This window comes from Rhodoferax ferrireducens (assembly GCF_049302455.1).
Taxonomy (GTDB): domain Bacteria; phylum Pseudomonadota; class Gammaproteobacteria; order Burkholderiales; family Burkholderiaceae_C; genus Rhodoferax; species Rhodoferax ferrireducens_B.
On record NZ_JBAQMD010000085.1, the window covers coordinates 60,631 to 77,379 of the forward strand.

14 protein-coding genes and 1 pseudogene are annotated in these 16,749 nt (G+C 58.7%); 4 read left to right on the top strand and 11 right to left on the bottom strand.

Annotation, left to right across the window (positions count from 1 at the left end; translation table 11 throughout):
- The first annotated feature begins 78 nt into the window (after positions 1-78).
- The gene (locus WA157_RS14975) at positions 79-681 is read left to right on the top strand and encodes a YqhA family protein (protein WP_422621726.1); all 603 of its coding nucleotides are present in this window, start codon (positions 79-81) and stop codon (positions 679-681) included.
- A 271-nt stretch (positions 682-952) separates the two neighbouring features.
- On the top strand, positions 953-2,503 hold the full coding sequence (locus tag WA157_RS14980; RefSeq protein ID WP_422621727.1) for a fumarate hydratase: 1,551 nt from the start codon (positions 953-955) through the stop codon (positions 2,501-2,503).
- A 130-nt stretch (positions 2,504-2,633) separates the two neighbouring features.
- Here the strand turns inward: WA157_RS14980 and WA157_RS14985 are convergent, their stop codons facing one another.
- The 11 genes from WA157_RS14985 to WA157_RS15035 form a co-directional block, all read right to left on the bottom strand.
- Positions 2,634-3,335 carry an ABC transporter ATP-binding protein gene (locus tag WA157_RS14985; protein WP_422621728.1) on the bottom strand — a complete coding sequence of 234 codons (702 nt, stop codon included), beginning with the start codon at positions 3,333-3,335 and terminating at the stop codon, positions 2,634-2,636.
- Entirely contained in the window at positions 3,328-4,041 is a 714-nt protein-coding gene (locus WA157_RS14990) for an ABC transporter ATP-binding protein (RefSeq protein ID WP_422621729.1), read from the bottom strand. The genes WA157_RS14985 and WA157_RS14990 overlap by 8 nt, the downstream gene beginning before the upstream one ends.
- Positions 4,028-4,981 carry a branched-chain amino acid ABC transporter permease gene (locus WA157_RS14995; protein ID WP_422621730.1) on the bottom strand — a complete coding sequence of 318 codons (954 nt, stop codon included), beginning with the start codon at positions 4,979-4,981 and terminating at the stop codon, positions 4,028-4,030. Before WA157_RS14995 ends, WA157_RS14990 begins: the two co-directional genes overlap by 14 nt.
- Positions 4,978-5,850, bottom strand: a complete 873-nt coding sequence (locus WA157_RS15000; RefSeq protein WP_422621731.1) for a branched-chain amino acid ABC transporter permease — start codon at positions 5,848-5,850, stop codon at positions 4,978-4,980. The genes WA157_RS14995 and WA157_RS15000 overlap by 4 nt, the downstream gene beginning before the upstream one ends.
- 82 nt (positions 5,851-5,932) lie before the next feature.
- Positions 5,933-7,102 (bottom strand): ABC transporter substrate-binding protein, encoded by a 1,170-nt coding sequence (locus WA157_RS15005; protein ID WP_422621732.1) that lies wholly within the window; start codon positions 7,100-7,102, stop codon positions 5,933-5,935.
- A gap of 235 nt (positions 7,103-7,337) precedes the next feature.
- Positions 7,338-8,546 (bottom strand): CaiB/BaiF CoA transferase family protein, encoded by a 1,209-nt coding sequence (locus tag WA157_RS15010; protein ID WP_422621733.1) that lies wholly within the window; start codon positions 8,544-8,546, stop codon positions 7,338-7,340.
- Positions 8,547-8,605: 59 nt separating this feature from the next.
- Complete coding sequence (locus tag WA157_RS15015) at positions 8,606-9,412, bottom strand: oxepin-CoA hydrolase, alternative type (RefSeq protein WP_422621734.1); 807 nt, start codon at positions 9,410-9,412, stop codon at positions 8,606-8,608.
- A complete protein-coding gene (locus WA157_RS15020; protein ID WP_422621735.1) occupies positions 9,409-10,551 on the bottom strand; it encodes an acyl-CoA dehydrogenase family protein in 1,143 nt (380 codons plus the stop codon). Before WA157_RS15020 ends, WA157_RS15015 begins: the two co-directional genes overlap by 4 nt.
- 10 nt (positions 10,552-10,561) lie before the next feature.
- Complete coding sequence (locus WA157_RS15025) at positions 10,562-11,770, bottom strand: acyl-CoA dehydrogenase family protein (protein WP_422621736.1); 1,209 nt, start codon at positions 11,768-11,770, stop codon at positions 10,562-10,564.
- An 11-nt stretch (positions 11,771-11,781) separates the two neighbouring features.
- The gene (locus WA157_RS15030; RefSeq protein ID WP_422621737.1) at positions 11,782-12,963 is read right to left on the bottom strand and encodes an acetyl-CoA C-acyltransferase; all 1,182 of its coding nucleotides are present in this window, start codon (positions 12,961-12,963) and stop codon (positions 11,782-11,784) included.
- 20 nt (positions 12,964-12,983) lie between these two features.
- On the bottom strand, positions 12,984-15,104 hold the full coding sequence (locus tag WA157_RS15035; RefSeq protein WP_422621738.1) for a 3-hydroxyacyl-CoA dehydrogenase NAD-binding domain-containing protein: 2,121 nt from the start codon (positions 15,102-15,104) through the stop codon (positions 12,984-12,986).
- 334 nt (positions 15,105-15,438) lie between these two features.
- Between WA157_RS15035 and WA157_RS15040 the strand changes: the two genes are divergently transcribed.
- Both WA157_RS15040 and WA157_RS15045 read left to right on the top strand, forming a co-directional pair.
- Positions 15,439-16,245, top strand: a complete 807-nt coding sequence (locus WA157_RS15040) for an IclR family transcriptional regulator (RefSeq protein WP_422621739.1) — start codon at positions 15,439-15,441, stop codon at positions 16,243-16,245.
- A 134-nt stretch (positions 16,246-16,379) separates the two neighbouring features.
- Positions 16,380-16,625 (top strand): annotated as a pseudogene (locus tag WA157_RS15045) (glutamate racemase); the annotation flags it as partial.
- Between the last annotated feature and the right edge of the window lie 124 nt (positions 16,626-16,749).

Below are 16,749 nucleotides of genomic sequence, written 5' to 3' on the forward strand. Positions count from 1 at the left end.
ATGCTGTGACTCTTCGCAACTGGCAATCGACTGGCACGGCGCCCCTACAATCGGCAACCCTATAAACGAAGACGTCAAATGAGTACTGCAAATCCTGAAAAAGCGCCCCGCATGCGCCCGATCCCAAGCTTCATCTTTGCCAGCCGCTGGCTGCAACTGCCACTTTACCTGGGTCTGATCGCTGCGCAAGGTGTCTATGTATTCCATTTCTGGGTTGAGCTGGTCCACCTGCTGGAGGCCGCTTTTGGCAGCCAAACCGCATTGCAGGCCTTGATCAACAGCATCGGCTACAAATCCGATGTGGCCATCACCTCACTGAACGAAACCATCATCATGCTGGTGGTGCTCGCACTGATTGACGTGGTGATGATCTCCAACCTGCTGATCATGGTGATCATTGGCGGTTATGAAACCTTTGTGTCGCGCATGGACTTAGAGGGCCACCGCGACCAGCCCGAGTGGCTCAGCCATGTAAACGCCTCGGTGCTGAAGGTCAAGCTGGGCACCGCCATCATCGGCATCAGCTCGATTCACCTGCTCAAGACCTTCATCAACGCCGCCAACTATGACGAAAAAGTCCTGATTGCCCAAACCGCAATTCACATCACTTTCTTGCTCTCGGCCATTGCGATTGCCTATACCGACACGCTGATGACACGCCCGGAATCAACGCCCCATTGAACGCCCCCTCCTGTTTAAGCGTTTCAGACCAAAGGGTCTGCGGGGTGACAACATGGCCCTGCATCTGGCGCTGCCCTCGATTGCGCCACGGCCTGAAGAAGCCCCGGCAACACAGCCCGCATCACCCTCCAGCGGGCACGATTGATATTGTCGATTGGTATGCGCTCGGTCAAACCGGCGCTGGCTCCGGCTGGTTAAACTTGATTGATTTTTCGGCCATTGCGCAGCGCCGCGTCACATTCCCCTTAACTACCTGAGGTTTCAAAGCATCATGAGTACCATCCGCCAGAATGACCTGATCGAATCCATTGCCGCCGCCCTGCAATACATCAGCTTCTACCACCCGGCCGACTACATCACGCACCTGGCGCGTGCTTATGAGCGTGAACAAAGCCCGGCGGCCAAAGACGCCATCGCGCAAATCCTGACCAACAGCAAGATGTCGGCAGAAGGCCACCGCCCGATCTGCCAGGACACCGGCATCGTCAACGTGTTCCTGAAAGTGGGCATGGACGTGCGCTGGGGCGAGTTCACCGGCAGCCTGGACGACGCCATCAACGAAGGCGTGCGCCGCGCCTACACCAACCCCGACAACCCGCTGCGCGCCAGTGTGGTGGCGGACCCGCAGTTTGAACGCAAGAACACCAAAGACAACACACCCGCGGTCATCTTCACCGAAATCGTGCCCGGCGACAAGCTCGAAGTGACGGTGGCCGCCAAGGGCGGTGGCAGTGAGAACAAAAGCAAGATGTACATGCTCAACCCCAATGACTCGGTGGTCGATTGGGTGCTGAAAACCGTGCCCACCATGGGCGCGGGCTGGTGCCCGCCCGGCATGCTGGGCATCGGCATTGGCGGCACGGCAGAAAAAGCCGTGCTGATGGCCAAAGAGAGCCTGATGGACAACCTGGACATGCACGAACTGCAGGCCAAAGCCGCTGCTGGACAAACACTGACAAAAACCGAAGCCTTGCGGATTGAGCTATTGGAGAAGGTCAACGCGCTGGGTATCGGCGCGCAAGGCCTGGGTGGCCTCACCACCGTGCTGGACGTCAAGATCAAGATGTACCCCACCCACGCGGCAGGCAAACCGATCGCCATGATCCCGAACTGCGCCGCCACGCGGCACGCGCACTTTGTGATGGATGGCAGCGGCCCGGTCTATTTGACACCCCCTTCGCTGGACACCTGGCCCGATGTGCAGTGGACGCCAGATTACGTCAAGAGCAAAAAGGTCAACCTCAACACCTTGACCAAGGAAGAAGTGGCGAGCTGGAAACCCGGCGACACACTCTTGCTCAATGGCAAGATGCTGACTGGCCGCGACGCCGCCCACAAGCGCATCAAGGACATGCTGGCCAAGGGCGAAAAGCTGCCGGTCGATTTCACCAACCGCGTGATTTACTACGTTGGCCCGGTCGACCCGATCAAGGGCGAAGCGGTCGGCCCGGCCGGCCCCACCACCGCCACCCGCATGGACGGCTTCACCGAGATGATGCTGGCTGAAACAGGCTTGATCGCCATGATCGGCAAGGCCGAGCGCGGCCCGGTCGCCATTGAAGCCATCAAGAAACACAAGAGCGCCTATCTGATGGCCGTCGGCGGCGCCGCCTACCTGGTGTCCAAGGCAATCAAGACCGCCAATGTGGTGGGCTTTGCCGACCTTGGCATGGAAGCCATTTATGAATTCGACGTGGTCGACATGCCGGTCACCGTGGCAGTCGATGCGGGCGGCACCAGTGCCCACATCACCGGCCCGGCGGAATGGCAAAAGCGTATTGCCAGCGGCGAGTTCAAAGGCATCGAAGTCGCTAGCGCCTGACGGCCAGAACCGGACCGGAAACGCAAAGAGGAAGCTCTTGAGCAACGCTTCCCATGGTGGGTTGACCCACAGGGGAGCGTTTTTTCAGGCCAATGACCAGCAAGGATGCCGGCAACGAGTCGACTAACGGTCACCGTGCGAAATACAGATCATGCAAGTGGTCAAGACTCACCTCATTTGCCGGCTGCGACAGGACAACTTTCCCGCTCTGCATCAAGTAAACATGATCCGCCACAGCGACGGCTCTGTGCGTATTTTGCTCAACAAGGACAATGGTTCGACCGCCCTCCTTGAGCCGCGCAAGAATCTCAAATAATTCATTCACCAGTACCGGTGCCAGGCCAAGTGAAGGCTCATCGATGATAAGCAACTGGGGATCAGCCATGAGCCCACGCGCCATCGCCAGCATTTGGGCCTCGCCGCCAGACAGAGAACCGGCCAGTTGTTTGCGTCGCTCACTCAAACGGGGAAACATCTGATAGGACTTGTCTAAATTTTCCTGGACGCGTGCACGATGCTGCTTCGGAAAAGCGCCCATGATCAAATTTTCTTCGACACTCATGTCACGGAAAGTCATTCGGCCTTCAGGAATCATGGCCAGGGACACGTCTGCCATCTTCCAGGTTGGCGTGCCACTCAAGGTCTTTCCGTTCAGTTTCACCTCACCCTGCGACACAGGGAGAAGACCCATGATGGCCCGCAGCAATGTCGTCTTTCCGGCGCCGTTGGGACCGATGATGGTGGTCAGTTGACCGCGGGCAACAGTCAGTGACACATCCCACAGCACATTGATTGCGCCATAACCAGCGCGAACGTTAGAGATTTCAAGCATGCCCACCTCCCGTGTAGCTTTTGATGACAGCCGGATCACGGAATACTTCGTCAGGCGTGCCCTCGGCGATTAGCTCACCAAAGTTAAGTACAGCCACCCGTTGGCACAAGTTGCTGATGGTCTCGATGTCGTGCTCGATGATGATGATGCCGACAGAAAATTTGTCGTGCAGATTCTTGAGCATGCTCATGAAGTGCCGCTTGCCTGTCGTCTCGAGACCCGCGAACACTTCGTCAAGCAATAACAGTTTGGGATTGGTGGCCAATGCCTTGGCCACCTCCAGTGCTTTCAATTCAGTCAGCGCCAGCTCGGTCGCGGCATTGCGCGTTGCCTTGCCAGCAAGACTGGTGAATTCAAGAATCTCGTCGATCTTCTTCTGATCAACGCTGCCTGTACCGAATCGCTGCGCCACCGCCAGATTCTGTCTCACCGTGAGTTCATGCATGGGTTGCGGCACCTGGAATGTGCGCCCGATACCCATTCTTGCTCGTTTGTACATCGGCGCACGCATCACATCTGCTCCGTCAAATGTGATCTCGCCGCTGGTCGGACGAACCAAACCGGAAATGGCATTGAATAATGTGGTTTTCCCCGCCCCATTGGGACCTACCAGGCCCACCACGTCTTGCGTCCCGACAGCGAGCGTCACGTTATTGACCGCGGTAAGGCCTCCGAAACGAACCGATACATTTTTAAGCTGCAACATGAGTTCTCCTCGTCAACTTGCGCAGCAAAGGAAGCAAGCCATCAGGGCTAAAGACGATCATCGCTACCAGAAGCACACCCAGTACCAATTGGTGGCCCGATGGAATGATGTTCTTGAAAATCAATTGATCAATCAGATACACGACAACTGCCCCAACAATCGGCCCGGTAATGGTGCGATAACCACCAAATATGGCCGCCACGATGGGTATCGTGACCCACAGGCCACTGAAGGCGTAATCTGGCTCAAGAAAGTTGATGTAATGGGCGTTAAAGGCGCCGACCACGCCACACATGAATGCGGAAACCAGCAGCATGAGTCCCTTGAGCAAAGTGCTATTGACACCCACGACCCGGGTTGCATCCTCGCTTTCGTGCATCGCGCGCAATGCCAGGCCGTAATGGCTACCGCGAATATATTGATAGACCGCAGCGAACGCCAGAACGATGGTCAGGATAAGCAAATAGCCACCGGTCTTGCTGCTGAGGTCGTACCCGAATATTTCGGGCAACCGTGGGATATTTGATAAGCCGCCAGAACCACCGGTCACCGAAGTCCACTGGGTTGCGAGAATTCGGAAGATATGCGCATAGGCCAGAATTGCCAATGCAAAATAGGGACCTCTTAAGCGCAACACCGGAAGCATGGCCAGCGACGCAATAACGGCGCCAACACCACCCAGCAGTATCGAAATCAATACGGGAACGCCAAATTTCATGCTCAAGATAGCGGAGGCATAAGCACCGACACCGAAAAATGCGGCGTGCCCGAAACTGACCATTCCACCCAGGTTACCCAGCAATGCCCACGATAGTGCGATACCGCCAATCACCATGGAAGCAACCACCAGGCTCATCACATAATTGTCACTGCCGAATGCCAGTGGCACCGCGATATACACGGCCAAAAGCATGGCGATAATTGTTTTGTTGAGTTTCATCCTCGCCGTCCTTTCGCACCGAAAAGTCCGCTCGGCATGACGAACAGAACAAGAAGAAATAATCCCATACCCACCAGTTCCTGCAAGGCCGAACTCGCCAGCGTGACAGTCAACGCTTCAGCGACGCCAAGCAGCACGGCGCCGATCAGGACACCGGGTATGGAACCGATGCCAGCCAGTACCGTGATGATGAATGCCTTGACCGTCAGTACACTGCCATAGGCAGGGCTAACGACTCCGTAACTGAATAGCGCAACGCCTGCAACGGCCGCAAGAATGCCTGCCACGATGAATGACACCAACTCTGTGTAGCCGGGATCTATGCCCATCAGTTTGGCGGCATCACGGTTGCTCGACACAGCGCGCACGGCACGACCGTACCAGCTGCGGGAGAGCCACCACCAAAGCCCGCCCATCATGACCAAACTGACGATGAAGAACAGCACCTCACTTCGCATGCTGTAAAAGGGACCAATGACGATGGCCTCTTGCAACCAGGTGGAGCCGGTTGAGCGCACATCAGCCTTCCAGATCAGCAAAATCAAATTGGTCAAAATCACGCCAATGCCGTAAGTGAGGATTAGCGAATTGATCTCCCGGTCTTTTTTGATGCGCCCGACCACGAAGTAAACCATCACCGATGCCAGGCAGACCACGACCAGCGCAATGGGTATGGCGAAAATCGGATTCCAGCCCAGCCCCGACTCCACCGAGTAGGCAACGTACGCCGACAACAGCACGAGTTCTCCGTGTGCCAGGTTGATCACTTTCATTGCACCGAAAACCAGCGCCAATCCGAGCGCTATCAAAGCGTACGAGCCGCCCTGTAGCAACCCGGAGTAAAGCGCTTGAAGTATCAATTCCGTCATATCGTCATTTCGTTGATTTATGTTCAGCGCGAAGGAGCCAGCGCCACAGCATGCGTTAACTCCTCCATCCCCGGAAATTTATTTACCAGGGCACGCCCGGGAAATTGGCCTTGCCGGTTGCGTCTGCTTTGGGCCAGACTATGACGATCTTTTTGCCTTGGTGTTGACCCATGCGGTGGCTGAAATTCACGTTGTCGCCATTGCTGCTGAACTGAACGCGGCCAATCAAGGTTTCGCTATCGGTCTTGCGCATCTCTTCGGCTACGCCATCTTTCTTCAGCGTGCCTTTGTCTGCGGCGCGAGCGATGGCATCAAACAACAACATCGATTGAACATAGCCGAACTGACCCAGGTAGTCAGGCTCCTTCTTGTACAGCCTCTGATAGCTATCGCTAAAGGATTTGCCTTCAGCCGTCTTGAACTCCGCAGGAAACGGCAGAACAGCAGTGCCATAAACGTTGGGCATCAAGTCCGGAAAATCTGCGGCCATTTTGGGCGTTGCCAAAGACCAGACTCCGACCATCGCCTTGACGTTAGGTTTGAGCACCCGTGCAGCACGAAGAATGCCAACGTAGTCGTTTTCATAACCGATCATCGCGACGACTTCGGATTTATCCTGCAATTTCACCTTGTTGATGATCGGCTTGAAATCAGTCATGGCGGGATCGAAAGCGTGGGCTACGACGGTAACGCCTTTGGCCGTCAAACTCTTTTGAAGATCGCTGGCAAGACCAGCAGTCGCCTCTTTGGTCGAATACAAAATGGATACGGACTTGACATTCAAATCGCTCAGCAGCCCAACCATGGCCTTCTGATACCCAGCGGAATTGTTGATGCGAAAGAAATTCTTGCGGCCGCTGTTCACAAGACTGTCATCGACGCCGCCTGATGTGACATAGACTAGGCCAAGCTTGTTGGCAGCATCTGAAGCCGGTGCGATATTGTTCGAGCCGTAGCCGCCATCAATGGCAACCACACCTTGACTAGCCAGTTTTTCAACTGCCGCAATGGCCTTGGCCGGTGCCGACTCATTGTCGACGGTGATAATTTTGATTTTGTGTTTGCTGTTGGTCTTGTTAAAGACATCGGCAGCAACCATGATTCCTTCATGCATGCCGGCTCCGACGCGGGCCAGGGTGCCAGTCAGGGGCAGTTCAACACCAACCAGCAGCTCATCTGCTTGGGCAGTGGACAGTCCCAGCCCACATGCCACCAATGCGGCCAGTCCTATGCGTTTATATGCGTTCTTCATTGTTTCCGTCTCACTAGTTAGTTTAGTTATTTCGCTCGCGTCCTTTTAAGGACTCGGTTGCACACACGGCGGGCGCTGCAGCCAACATGCCGGTACCTTTTCTTTGCTTGCCTATTCCTTGCATAGCCGGTTGATGACCAGTGCATGGGAGCAAGGCCGAAAAACCATTTTTTTGTCTATCTATTGAACATCTTGTACTCCTTTCAAGGCGGTGATATGGCATCCTCCAGAGACGTCAAACGACACCGCTTGCCTCCAACTGGGATATCTTCTCGTCGGACAGCCCGAGCAGCGTCTGGAGAACCTGCTTCGTACCCTCTCCCAATCGAGGTGGCGCGCTCCGCACGGGCAAGCGCACACCATCGAAGCGATAGGGCGGCGCCAGTACATGCACACTGCCAGCATCGGGGTGAGGCAGGGTTGTCACAAGCCCCGCATCCAAAGCTCGCTTGGAAGTCAGGGCCTCGTGCAAGCCGGCCACCTCTCCACAGGGAATGCCGGCGCGGGTCAGCCGATCGAGCAAGTCCTTGCGCTTCCTGGCTCCGATTTCGCGTCTGATCTCGGGCACCAAAATCGCCCGGTTCGCGGAGCGGCCGAGGTTGGTCTTGAAACGTTCATCGGCTTCCAGATCGGGGCGCTCAATCACGTCGTTGCAAAACCGCGTGAACTGGCTGTTGTTGCCGCACGCAACCACCACCGGCCCGTCTTGCGCGTCGTACACGCCGTAGGGCATGATGGATGGATGTTCATTTCCGTAACGTGGCGGATCTTCACCTTTGAGTAGCGCTTCCAGTCCGTAGTAGGCCGTGATCATCAGCCCGCAATCAAACAGCGCCATGCCAATGTGCCGCCCTTGACCCGTCTTCTGGCGCTCAAACAACGCGGCCAGGATGGCTTGGGCGGCATACATGCCGGTGAGCATGTCGACCACGGCCACGCCGAACTTCAACGGTGGCTGATTGGCCTCACCATTGAGCGCCATCAGCCCGGCCTCGCCCTGAATCACGAGATCGTAGCCGGGGCGAGCGGCTTCAGGTCCGGTTCGGTCGTAGCCCGTGATCGAGCAGTAGATCAATTCCGGATGCTGCGCGCTCAGCTGCTCATAACCGAGCCCCATTTTCTCTATGCCACCGAATTTGAAATTCTGAATCACGACATCGCTTTTTCGTGCGAGTTCACTCGCAATTTCCTGGCCGTCGGCGGTCTGCAGGTCAAGGGTGATTGATCGCTTGTTGCGGTTGACGCTATTGAAGTAGGCGGTCTCGGTCAAACCGATCCGCAAGCCCCAATCGCGCGTGTCATCGCCTCGCTCAGGGTGCTCGACTTTGATCACTTCTGCACCCAGATCCCCCAGCACCATGCCGCACCAGGGACCCGCCAGGACGCGGGAAAAATCGAGAACGCGCACACCCGCAAGCGGTAGCGAAGAATTTGTGTTCGGCATGACTATTTCAACGATTCAAAGAGTTCTTTTACAGTGGCAACAGACGGCAGTGATCGCAATCATTGCGCTAACGGCGCAGCGCTCAGCGCGACGAAATCCGGCGTGCGTTTGTCCAGGAAAGCGCCAATGCCTTCGGCAGCTTCATCGTCACCTTGCGACTCGACCATCAACTGCGCTTCAAGCTCCATTTGGGCATCCAGATCGGCACTGAAAGCATTCGCGCAGAGCGTCTTGATTCGCGCGCTTGCTCGCGTCGGACCAGTAGCAAGTCGCTCGGCCAGGGCGATGGCCTCATCCAGTGCTGAGCCCTTTTCAACAAGTCTGTTGACGGCACCCATCGCGTGTAGACGCTCGCCCGTGATGCGGTCACCGGTCAGACACATCTCCGTCAGCATCTGGCGCGAGACGAACTCTGACAGGAATGCGGTGACGCCACCGTCTGGCGTCAGACCGGCTTTGACGTAGGTCACGGAGAAGAATGCATTTTGCGCCACCACCAGCATGTCACAAGCGAGCGCGATCGACAGCCCGGCACCCGCCGCACCACCTTCAACGGCGGCGATCACCGGCTTGCTGCAATTGCGGATGGCGCGGATCAAATCGTGCAGGCCTTCCAGCCGCTCGCGCCGCTGTGCGGGTGCCATCGCGCGGCGCTTGGCAAGCTGGTTCAGGTCGCCTCCCGAGCAAAAGAAATCACCAGCGCCGGTCAGCACGATGGCACGAACCCCGGCATCTGCCTGTGCCTCGACCAGCGCCGCCGGCAACTCGGCATACAGTCCTGCCGTGATGGCGTTGCGCTTGGCCGGGTTGTTGTTGATCAGGATGCGAACCGCGCCTTCCTGTCTTTTCAATACGGCAGTGTTCATGCCGCCGTCTGCCTGCCCAGAGTGATGAAACGCTGCAGATGATGGTCTTCGTCGCCGAGTTGGTGATCGATCATGATCAGACGTTTGGCGTAGTGGGCCAATGGCAATTCCCAGGTCATGCCGATGCCGCCATGCATCTGGATGCTCTCTTCGGCCACCAGCGCGCCGATTCGCCCGACGCTGACCTTCGCAGCCGACAGCGCGCGCTCGCGCGTCAGCCGGTCCGCATCAAGCGCCGCAGCGGCATTGATCACGGCCGAACGGGCCTGCTCGATCTCCAGCAGCAGGTCCGCCATGCGGTGCTGCAGCGCCTGAAAACTTCCGATGAAGACCCCGAACTGTTTGCGCGTGCGCAGGTAGTCGAGCGTGGCCGCCTTGGCCACTTCCATGGCACCGAGCGCCTCGGCACACAATGCCAGCACACCGCGGCCGATGGCGCGCTCCAAAGTGGCCAATCCCTGCCCCTCGACGCCCAGCAGCGCGTCGGGGCCGAGGGCCACGCCGTTCAAGCTCAGTTCAGCGACGCGGCCACCGTCGATTGTCGGACAGCCACGCACGATCAAGCCCGGCGTCTTGGCGGACAGCAAGAAAAGCGAAATGCCGGCTTCGTCGTCGACCGCGCCCGCGGTTCGGGCAGAAACAACGAACAGGTCGGCCCGCTCGCCCTGCAACACGACCGCCTTGGCGCCGTTCAGCACCCAGCCATTGGCGCTACGTTCGGCGCGGGTCAGCACCCGGGCCAGCTCGTAGTGTGCGTCTGGTTCGTCATGCGCGAGGGCCGCGATGGTGGTGCCGCCGATGATGTCGGCCAGCACCGCCTTCTGTGCTTCATTGCCCGCGGCGGCGATCGCTTCGCCCGCCAGCACTGCGCTGCCGAGAAGCGGTTCGACCACCAATCCGCGACCAAGCGCCTCAAAGACCACGGCGATGTCGAAACCGGCACCGCCGAAGCCGCCATCGGTCTCGCGAAACAAGGCACCGATCACGCCCAGTTCGGCGAACTGCTGCCAAATCTCGGGGCTGAAGCCATGAGCCGATTGGGCGATGCGATCCCGTGCCTCAAAGCCGTATTGCTCGGCGATGAAGCGGTTCAGGCTGTCGGCCAGCATGCGCCGTTCTTCCGTGTGTTCGAAGTTCATGTTCGTGCCCTCACAGTCCAAGAATCATCTTGGAGATGATGTTTTTCTGGATTTCATTGGAGCCGCCGAAGATCGACAGCTTGCGGTTGTTGAAGTAGAGCGCCGCCGCGCTGGCTGCAGCCTCGGGGCCGACTGGCATGCCGGTGTAATCGTCTTCCAGCGCCTCGGTGATAAAAGGTCGCGCATAGGGCCCCATGGCGCGCCGGTTCAGCGACGATATCTCCTGCCGGATCTGCGTGCCGCGTATCTTCAGCATCGAGCTTTCGGCCCCTGGCACGCCACCACCAACCACCGCCGCGATCATGCGCAGGTTGGTGGTCTTCATGTTCTCAAGGTCGATCTCAACACGCGCCATGCGGGCTGCAAACGACGGATCCTCTGCCAAAGGCCGGCCGTTGCGCATCTGCTGTGCAGCGATACGCTTGAGCCGTTCAAGCGCCGCGACTGAGAGGCCCACGCCAGCGATGTTGGTGCGTTCGTAGGTCAACAAGTATTTGGCGCAAGTCCAGCCCTTGTCTTCCTCGCCGACCAGGTTTTCGGCCGGCACGCGCACGTCGGTGAAAAATACCTCGTTGACTTCGTGCACACCGTCGAGGGTGATGACAGGGCGCACCTCAACGCCGGGTGTCGTCATGTCAATCAACAGGAAGCTGATGCCCTCCTGTTTCTTGGCCTCGCGATTGGTGCGCACCAGGCAAAAGATCATGTTGGCGTGCTGGCCTAGCGTGGTCCAGGCCTTCTGGCCGTTAACAATATAGTGCTCACCCTGTGCATCGTGGCCGCGCTGGGCGGTGGTGCTGACCGCCGCCAGGTCGGAGCCCGCGCCGGTTTCCGAGTAACCCTGGCACCACCAGTCGGAACCGTCGAGAATGCGCGGCAACCAGTGACGCTTCTGCGTCTCGTTGCCAAACTTGATCAGCACGGGCCCCAGCATGTTGACACCGAAGGGAACAATGCGCGGCGCGCTGGCGAGGCAGCACTCGTGCTCGAAGATAAATTTCTCGACCGCACTCCAGCCCGGGCCGCCGTACGCCACGGGCCAGTGGTTTGCGAGCCAGCCACGCGTATTGAGGATCGCATGCCATTCCTGCATGTCGGCCTTGGCGAGGTGCTTGCCATTGGCGACCTTGTCGGACAGGCGGGCCGGCAGTCTGTCGGCCAGGAATGTGCGCACTTCATTGCGAAAAATTTCTTCTTCCGGGGTGAAATTCAAATCCATGTCAACTCTCCTCAATAAATTTCGAACAGACCGGCGGCGCCCATGCCACCAGCGATGCACATGGTGACAACCCCGTATTTCGCACCGCGCCGTTTCCCTTCGATCAGCAAGTGGCCTGCGAGGCGCGCGCCGGTCATGCCAAAGGGATGCCCGATGGAGATCGCACCACCATTGACGTTGAGCCGCTCATTGGGAATGCCGAGCCGCTGCTGGCAATAGATCGACTGGGAAGCGAAAGCTTCGTTGAGTTCCCACAAATCGATGTCGTCGATCTTCAGACCGTGGCGCGCCAGCAGTTTCGGTACCGCGAAAACCGGGCCGATTCCCATCTCATCGGGCTCGCAGCCAGCAACCGCCAGGCCACGGAAGGCACCCAGCGGCTGGAGGTTGGCGCGCTCCGCTTCCTTGGCCTCCATCATCACGCAGGCCGAGGCGCCGTCGGACAATTGTGAGGCGTTGCCTGCGGTCACGAACTTGTCAGCCCCCATGACGGGCGCCAGCTTGGCCAGTCCCTCATAGGTAGTACCCCGACGGTTGCAGGTGTCGGCGTCCACCGTGACTTCGCGCTTGGATGCGACACCCGTTTCTTTGTCAGTGACTGACATGGTGGTGGTGCAGGCAACGATCTCGTCGCGGTAACGGCCGGCTAGCTGCGCCTCCTCGGTCTTGCGTTGGCTCTCGGCCGAGAAGCGATCCTGGGCCTCACGCCCGATGCCATAGCGGGCCGCCACGATGTCGGCAGTCTCGATCATCGACAGGTACAGCTCGGACTTGTGCATGACAATCCACGGGTCCATGCCGCTGTCACCATCCTGCCTGGTGCGGATGTGCGAGATGCTCTCGACGCCGCCCGCGATCATGGCCGGTGCACCCTCAACGATGATGCGTCCCGCCGCCATCGCGATGGCCTGCAGCCCGGAGGCGCAGAAGCGGCTCACCGTGGCGCCAGCAATCGTGATCGGCAGGCCGGCGCGGATGATGGCTTGACGCGCCACGTTGCGGCCGGTGGTGCCTTCCGGATACCCGCAACCGAGGATCGCGTCCTCGATCAGCGCGGGGTCGATGCCGGCGCGCTCCACCGCGGCGCGCACCGCGAAGGCTGCGAGCGTGGCGCCAGGCGTAATATTGAATTCGCCCCGGTGCGCCTTGGTCAGCGGCGTGCGGGCGGTAGAAACGATGACGGCTTCGCGCATGATGTGTTCCTGAAACGTGGTTATTCGGATTTATTGAGACTGTCGAAATTGGCGCCGTGCTCGACCAGCTCGACCAGCAACGGTGAGGGCTGCCAGAACAACGGGTCTTCTTTGGCGAATTCGCGGATGTCGGCCAGCACCTTGGGCAGGCCCAGCGTGTCGGCGTATTTCATCGGGCCGCCGCGATGGCGCGGAAAGCCGTAGCCGTACAGGAAGGTCACGTCCACGTCGAGCGGGCGCAGCGCGATGCGCTGGTGCACAACGTTGGCGCCTTCGTTGATCATCGCGGCCATGTAGCGGCGCAAGATCTCTTCGTCGGTGAAGCTACGCGGCGTGATGCCGGCCCGCGCGCGCTCGGCATCGATGATGGCCTCAACCTCGGGATCGGGCGTTCCGGTGCGCGCGCCGTCAGGGTACAGGTAGTAGCCGCGGCCAGTCTTCTGGCCGAACCAGCCACGCTCGCAGATGCGGTCGGCAATTTGCACGTAACGTGCCCGCGGGTCGCGTGTGGCGGCCTTGCGCTTTCGAGTGGCCCAGCCGATGTCACCGCCGGCCAGGTCAGACACCTGGAACGGCCCCATGGGGTAACCGAAGTTACGCACGGCCTGGTCGATCTGGTAGGGCGAGGCGCCGTCTTCCATCATGTAGTCGGCCGCCATGCGATAAGCCGCGAGGATCCGGTTGCCGATGAAGCCGTCGCAAACACCGGCCCGCACCGGCACCTTGTGCAGCTTTTTCGCGAGTTCAAACGCGGTGGCCACGACGTCCGCCGAGACCCTGGCCGGGACCACGATTTCGAGCAACTTCATGATGTTGGCAGGCGAGAAGAAGTGCAGACCCACGACGTCCGCTGGACGTGAAATACTGGCGGCGATGGCGTCGATGTCGAGATAGGACGTGTTGGTGGCCAGCACCGCGCCAGGTTTACACACGCGGTCGAGTTCGGCGAAAACAGCCTGCTTGACCGCCAGGTCTTCGAACACTGCCTCGATCACAATATCTGCTGGCGCGAGTGCGTCATACGACGTACTGCCGACGAAGCGGGCCAGGTTGGCGGCCTTGGCAGCAGTTGTCATGCGACCCTTGGCGATCAGGCCGTTGTAGACCTTTTCAATATGGGCATGCCCGCGTGCCAGCGCCGCTTCGTCACGCTCGATCATCGTGACAGACAGGCCCGCATCGAGTACCGCCACCGCGATGCCGGCGCCCATCGTGCCGCCGCCGACCACGCCGACATGCGCGATGGCGCGTGGCTTCGTGTTGCGAGTCTCGGGCGCTTTGAGCACTTCACGCTCGGCAAAGAAAGCGTGGATCAGTCCGGCGCGCTGCGCACTGTCCAGGCATTGCAAGAACAGCTTGCGTTCAATGAGCAGGCCTTCGTCGAAAGACTTGTCGAGTGCGGCCTCAACCGCCTCGACAATTTTCAGCGGTGAGAACAGGCCGCGTGACTTCTTGCCTGTTTCAGCGCGCACAGCCTCGATGCTGGCACGGTTCGCCTGCCGGTCGGAAAGCGCCTGGGCATCGCGCGTACGGCGCACCGGGGCGTGCGTGGCCAGCAATTCCTGTGTGTAGACCAATCCATCGGCGAGGATGTCATTGCTGGGCCCCAGCCGGTCAACCAAACCGAGCGCGTGCGCTTCTTCGGCACCCATGTGGCGGCCGCTGAGCATCAGGTCCAGGGCGGCTTTTGCACCGATCAAACGTGGTGTGCGTTGTGTGCCGCCCGCACCAGGCATCAGGCCGAGCTGAACCTCGGGTAGTCCGAGCTTGACATCAGTCGCCGCCAAACGGTAGTGGGCCGCGAGCGCGATCTCCAGTCCACCGCCCAGCGCTGCGCCGTGGATCGCTGCCACCACGGGCTTGCTGCAGGCTTCAATCCGGTTGCAGACTTCCGGCAACGACGGCGGCAGTGGCGGCTGGCCAAATTCGCGGATGTCTGCGCCTGCGATGAAGTTGCGTCCTGTCCCGATGATGAGCACCGCTTGGACGGCGGGGTCTGCCTCGGCTGCGTCGATCGCCGCCACGATGCCGCACCGTACAGCCACACCCAGCGCGTTGACCGGCGGGTTATTGATCATGACGAGAAGAATGTTGCCGCGCAGTTCGCGAGCGACGACTTCGGTGGACGGATCCTGGCTCATATCAGATGTCTCCAAATCAACATTGGTTCGCATAGAGAAACACACGTTCGCAAAACATGTTTGAGGCGAACGATACCTTATTTTTCGCCGATGATGTGAAAAATTTCGGTTCTTGTGATGAGAGCAGCTTGCCTTTGCTTTTGAATACGGGTCTGTTCCTTGTTGCAATCCAGGTGAGAAGGCTGTGGTTGTTGACTGGCTTAGACCTTATTTAGTCCGCTCTGCGAAATCATCGTCCGCAAAATATTGACAATTGGGTTCCAAGTATGCAAATATGCAGCCCCACTCACCTGAAATCGCGATCTGCTGCGACACAAATTAATGGAGCCGATACATGGAAGATCAGATTCAGACGTTTAGCGATGACGCGGTAATCAAGGATCGGCAATTCGTGAACGCTTTGGCGCGAGGACTGGAGATACTGCGTTGCTTTCTCCCGGGAGAGAAGTACCTGAGCAACACGGAGTTGGCCAAGCGGACCGGAATGCCAAAGCCGACAATTTCGCGGCTGACCTATACGCTGACCAAGCTCGGCTATCTCGGTTTTTCAAACGATCGAGGGCAATATCACCTTGGTTCGGGGGTACTTTCCCTCGGCAACTCCTTGCTTTCGAATCTCGATGTTCGCAAGCTGGCCCGTCCCGCGATGAGGGAGCTTGCTGAGCATTCCCAAGCCAGTGTCGCAATAGGCCTACGCGATCGCCTTGACATGGTGTATATCGAAACCTGCCGAAGCAGTTCGGCTGTGACGCTTCGGCGAGATGTTGGCTCACGCATCCCCATCGCCACGACGGCGATGGGCAAGGCCCTGTTGTGCGCGCTGTCGCAGACCGAGCGTGACTTCCTGATGGATCACATCCGCTTGGAGAATGAAGAAAAATGGCCGCAAATCAAGGCCAGTTTGGAACAGGCATTCAAGGACTATCAAGACCACGGTTTCTGCATCGCAGTTGGCGATTGGGAATCCAATATAAATGCAGTGGGTGTGCCATTGATCGACCCGGATGGCGAAGAAATGATGGCTTTCAATTGCGGCGGTCCGGCCTTCTTATTGCCGCGTGATGCGTTGATGAATGATCTCGGACCACGCTTGGTACAGCTGGTCCACAACGTGGAAGTGAGCATGGGGCGTCATTCATAGTGTTTTGTCACATGAGCGTGAAATCCGCTCTTTGGACATAACATCGACCCCTGACAGGCCAAGCCGTCCTTGGGCACCCTCATCATTCACAGTGAAGTCTCCAATCCTCTCAAACCTGACTGGGTCATCTGAAATTGCCGACTGAACCCAATTATTCAAAACGCCCAATCGGGGTGTTTGACAGCGGCATCGGAGGCTTGAGCATCCTCAAGACACTGCGCGCCGAACTCCCGCGCGAGGACTTTGTCTATATGGCCGACAGCGGCCACGCACCCTACGGCGAACGCGACGAGGCTCATGTCATCGCCCGCGCCAGCGCCATCACGACGCACCTGCTGGCGCACTACGACATCCAGGCGCTGGTCGTTGCCTGCAACACCCCTGATGGCCACCCAAATTCCCCCACTTGTGGCCACCTCAAATTCCCCCACCCTGAGCGCGGCGTGATGGCTGGTTAAACCTGGCTATTGCACCGCCTGGGTCAATACCCGGCAGGACGTTACC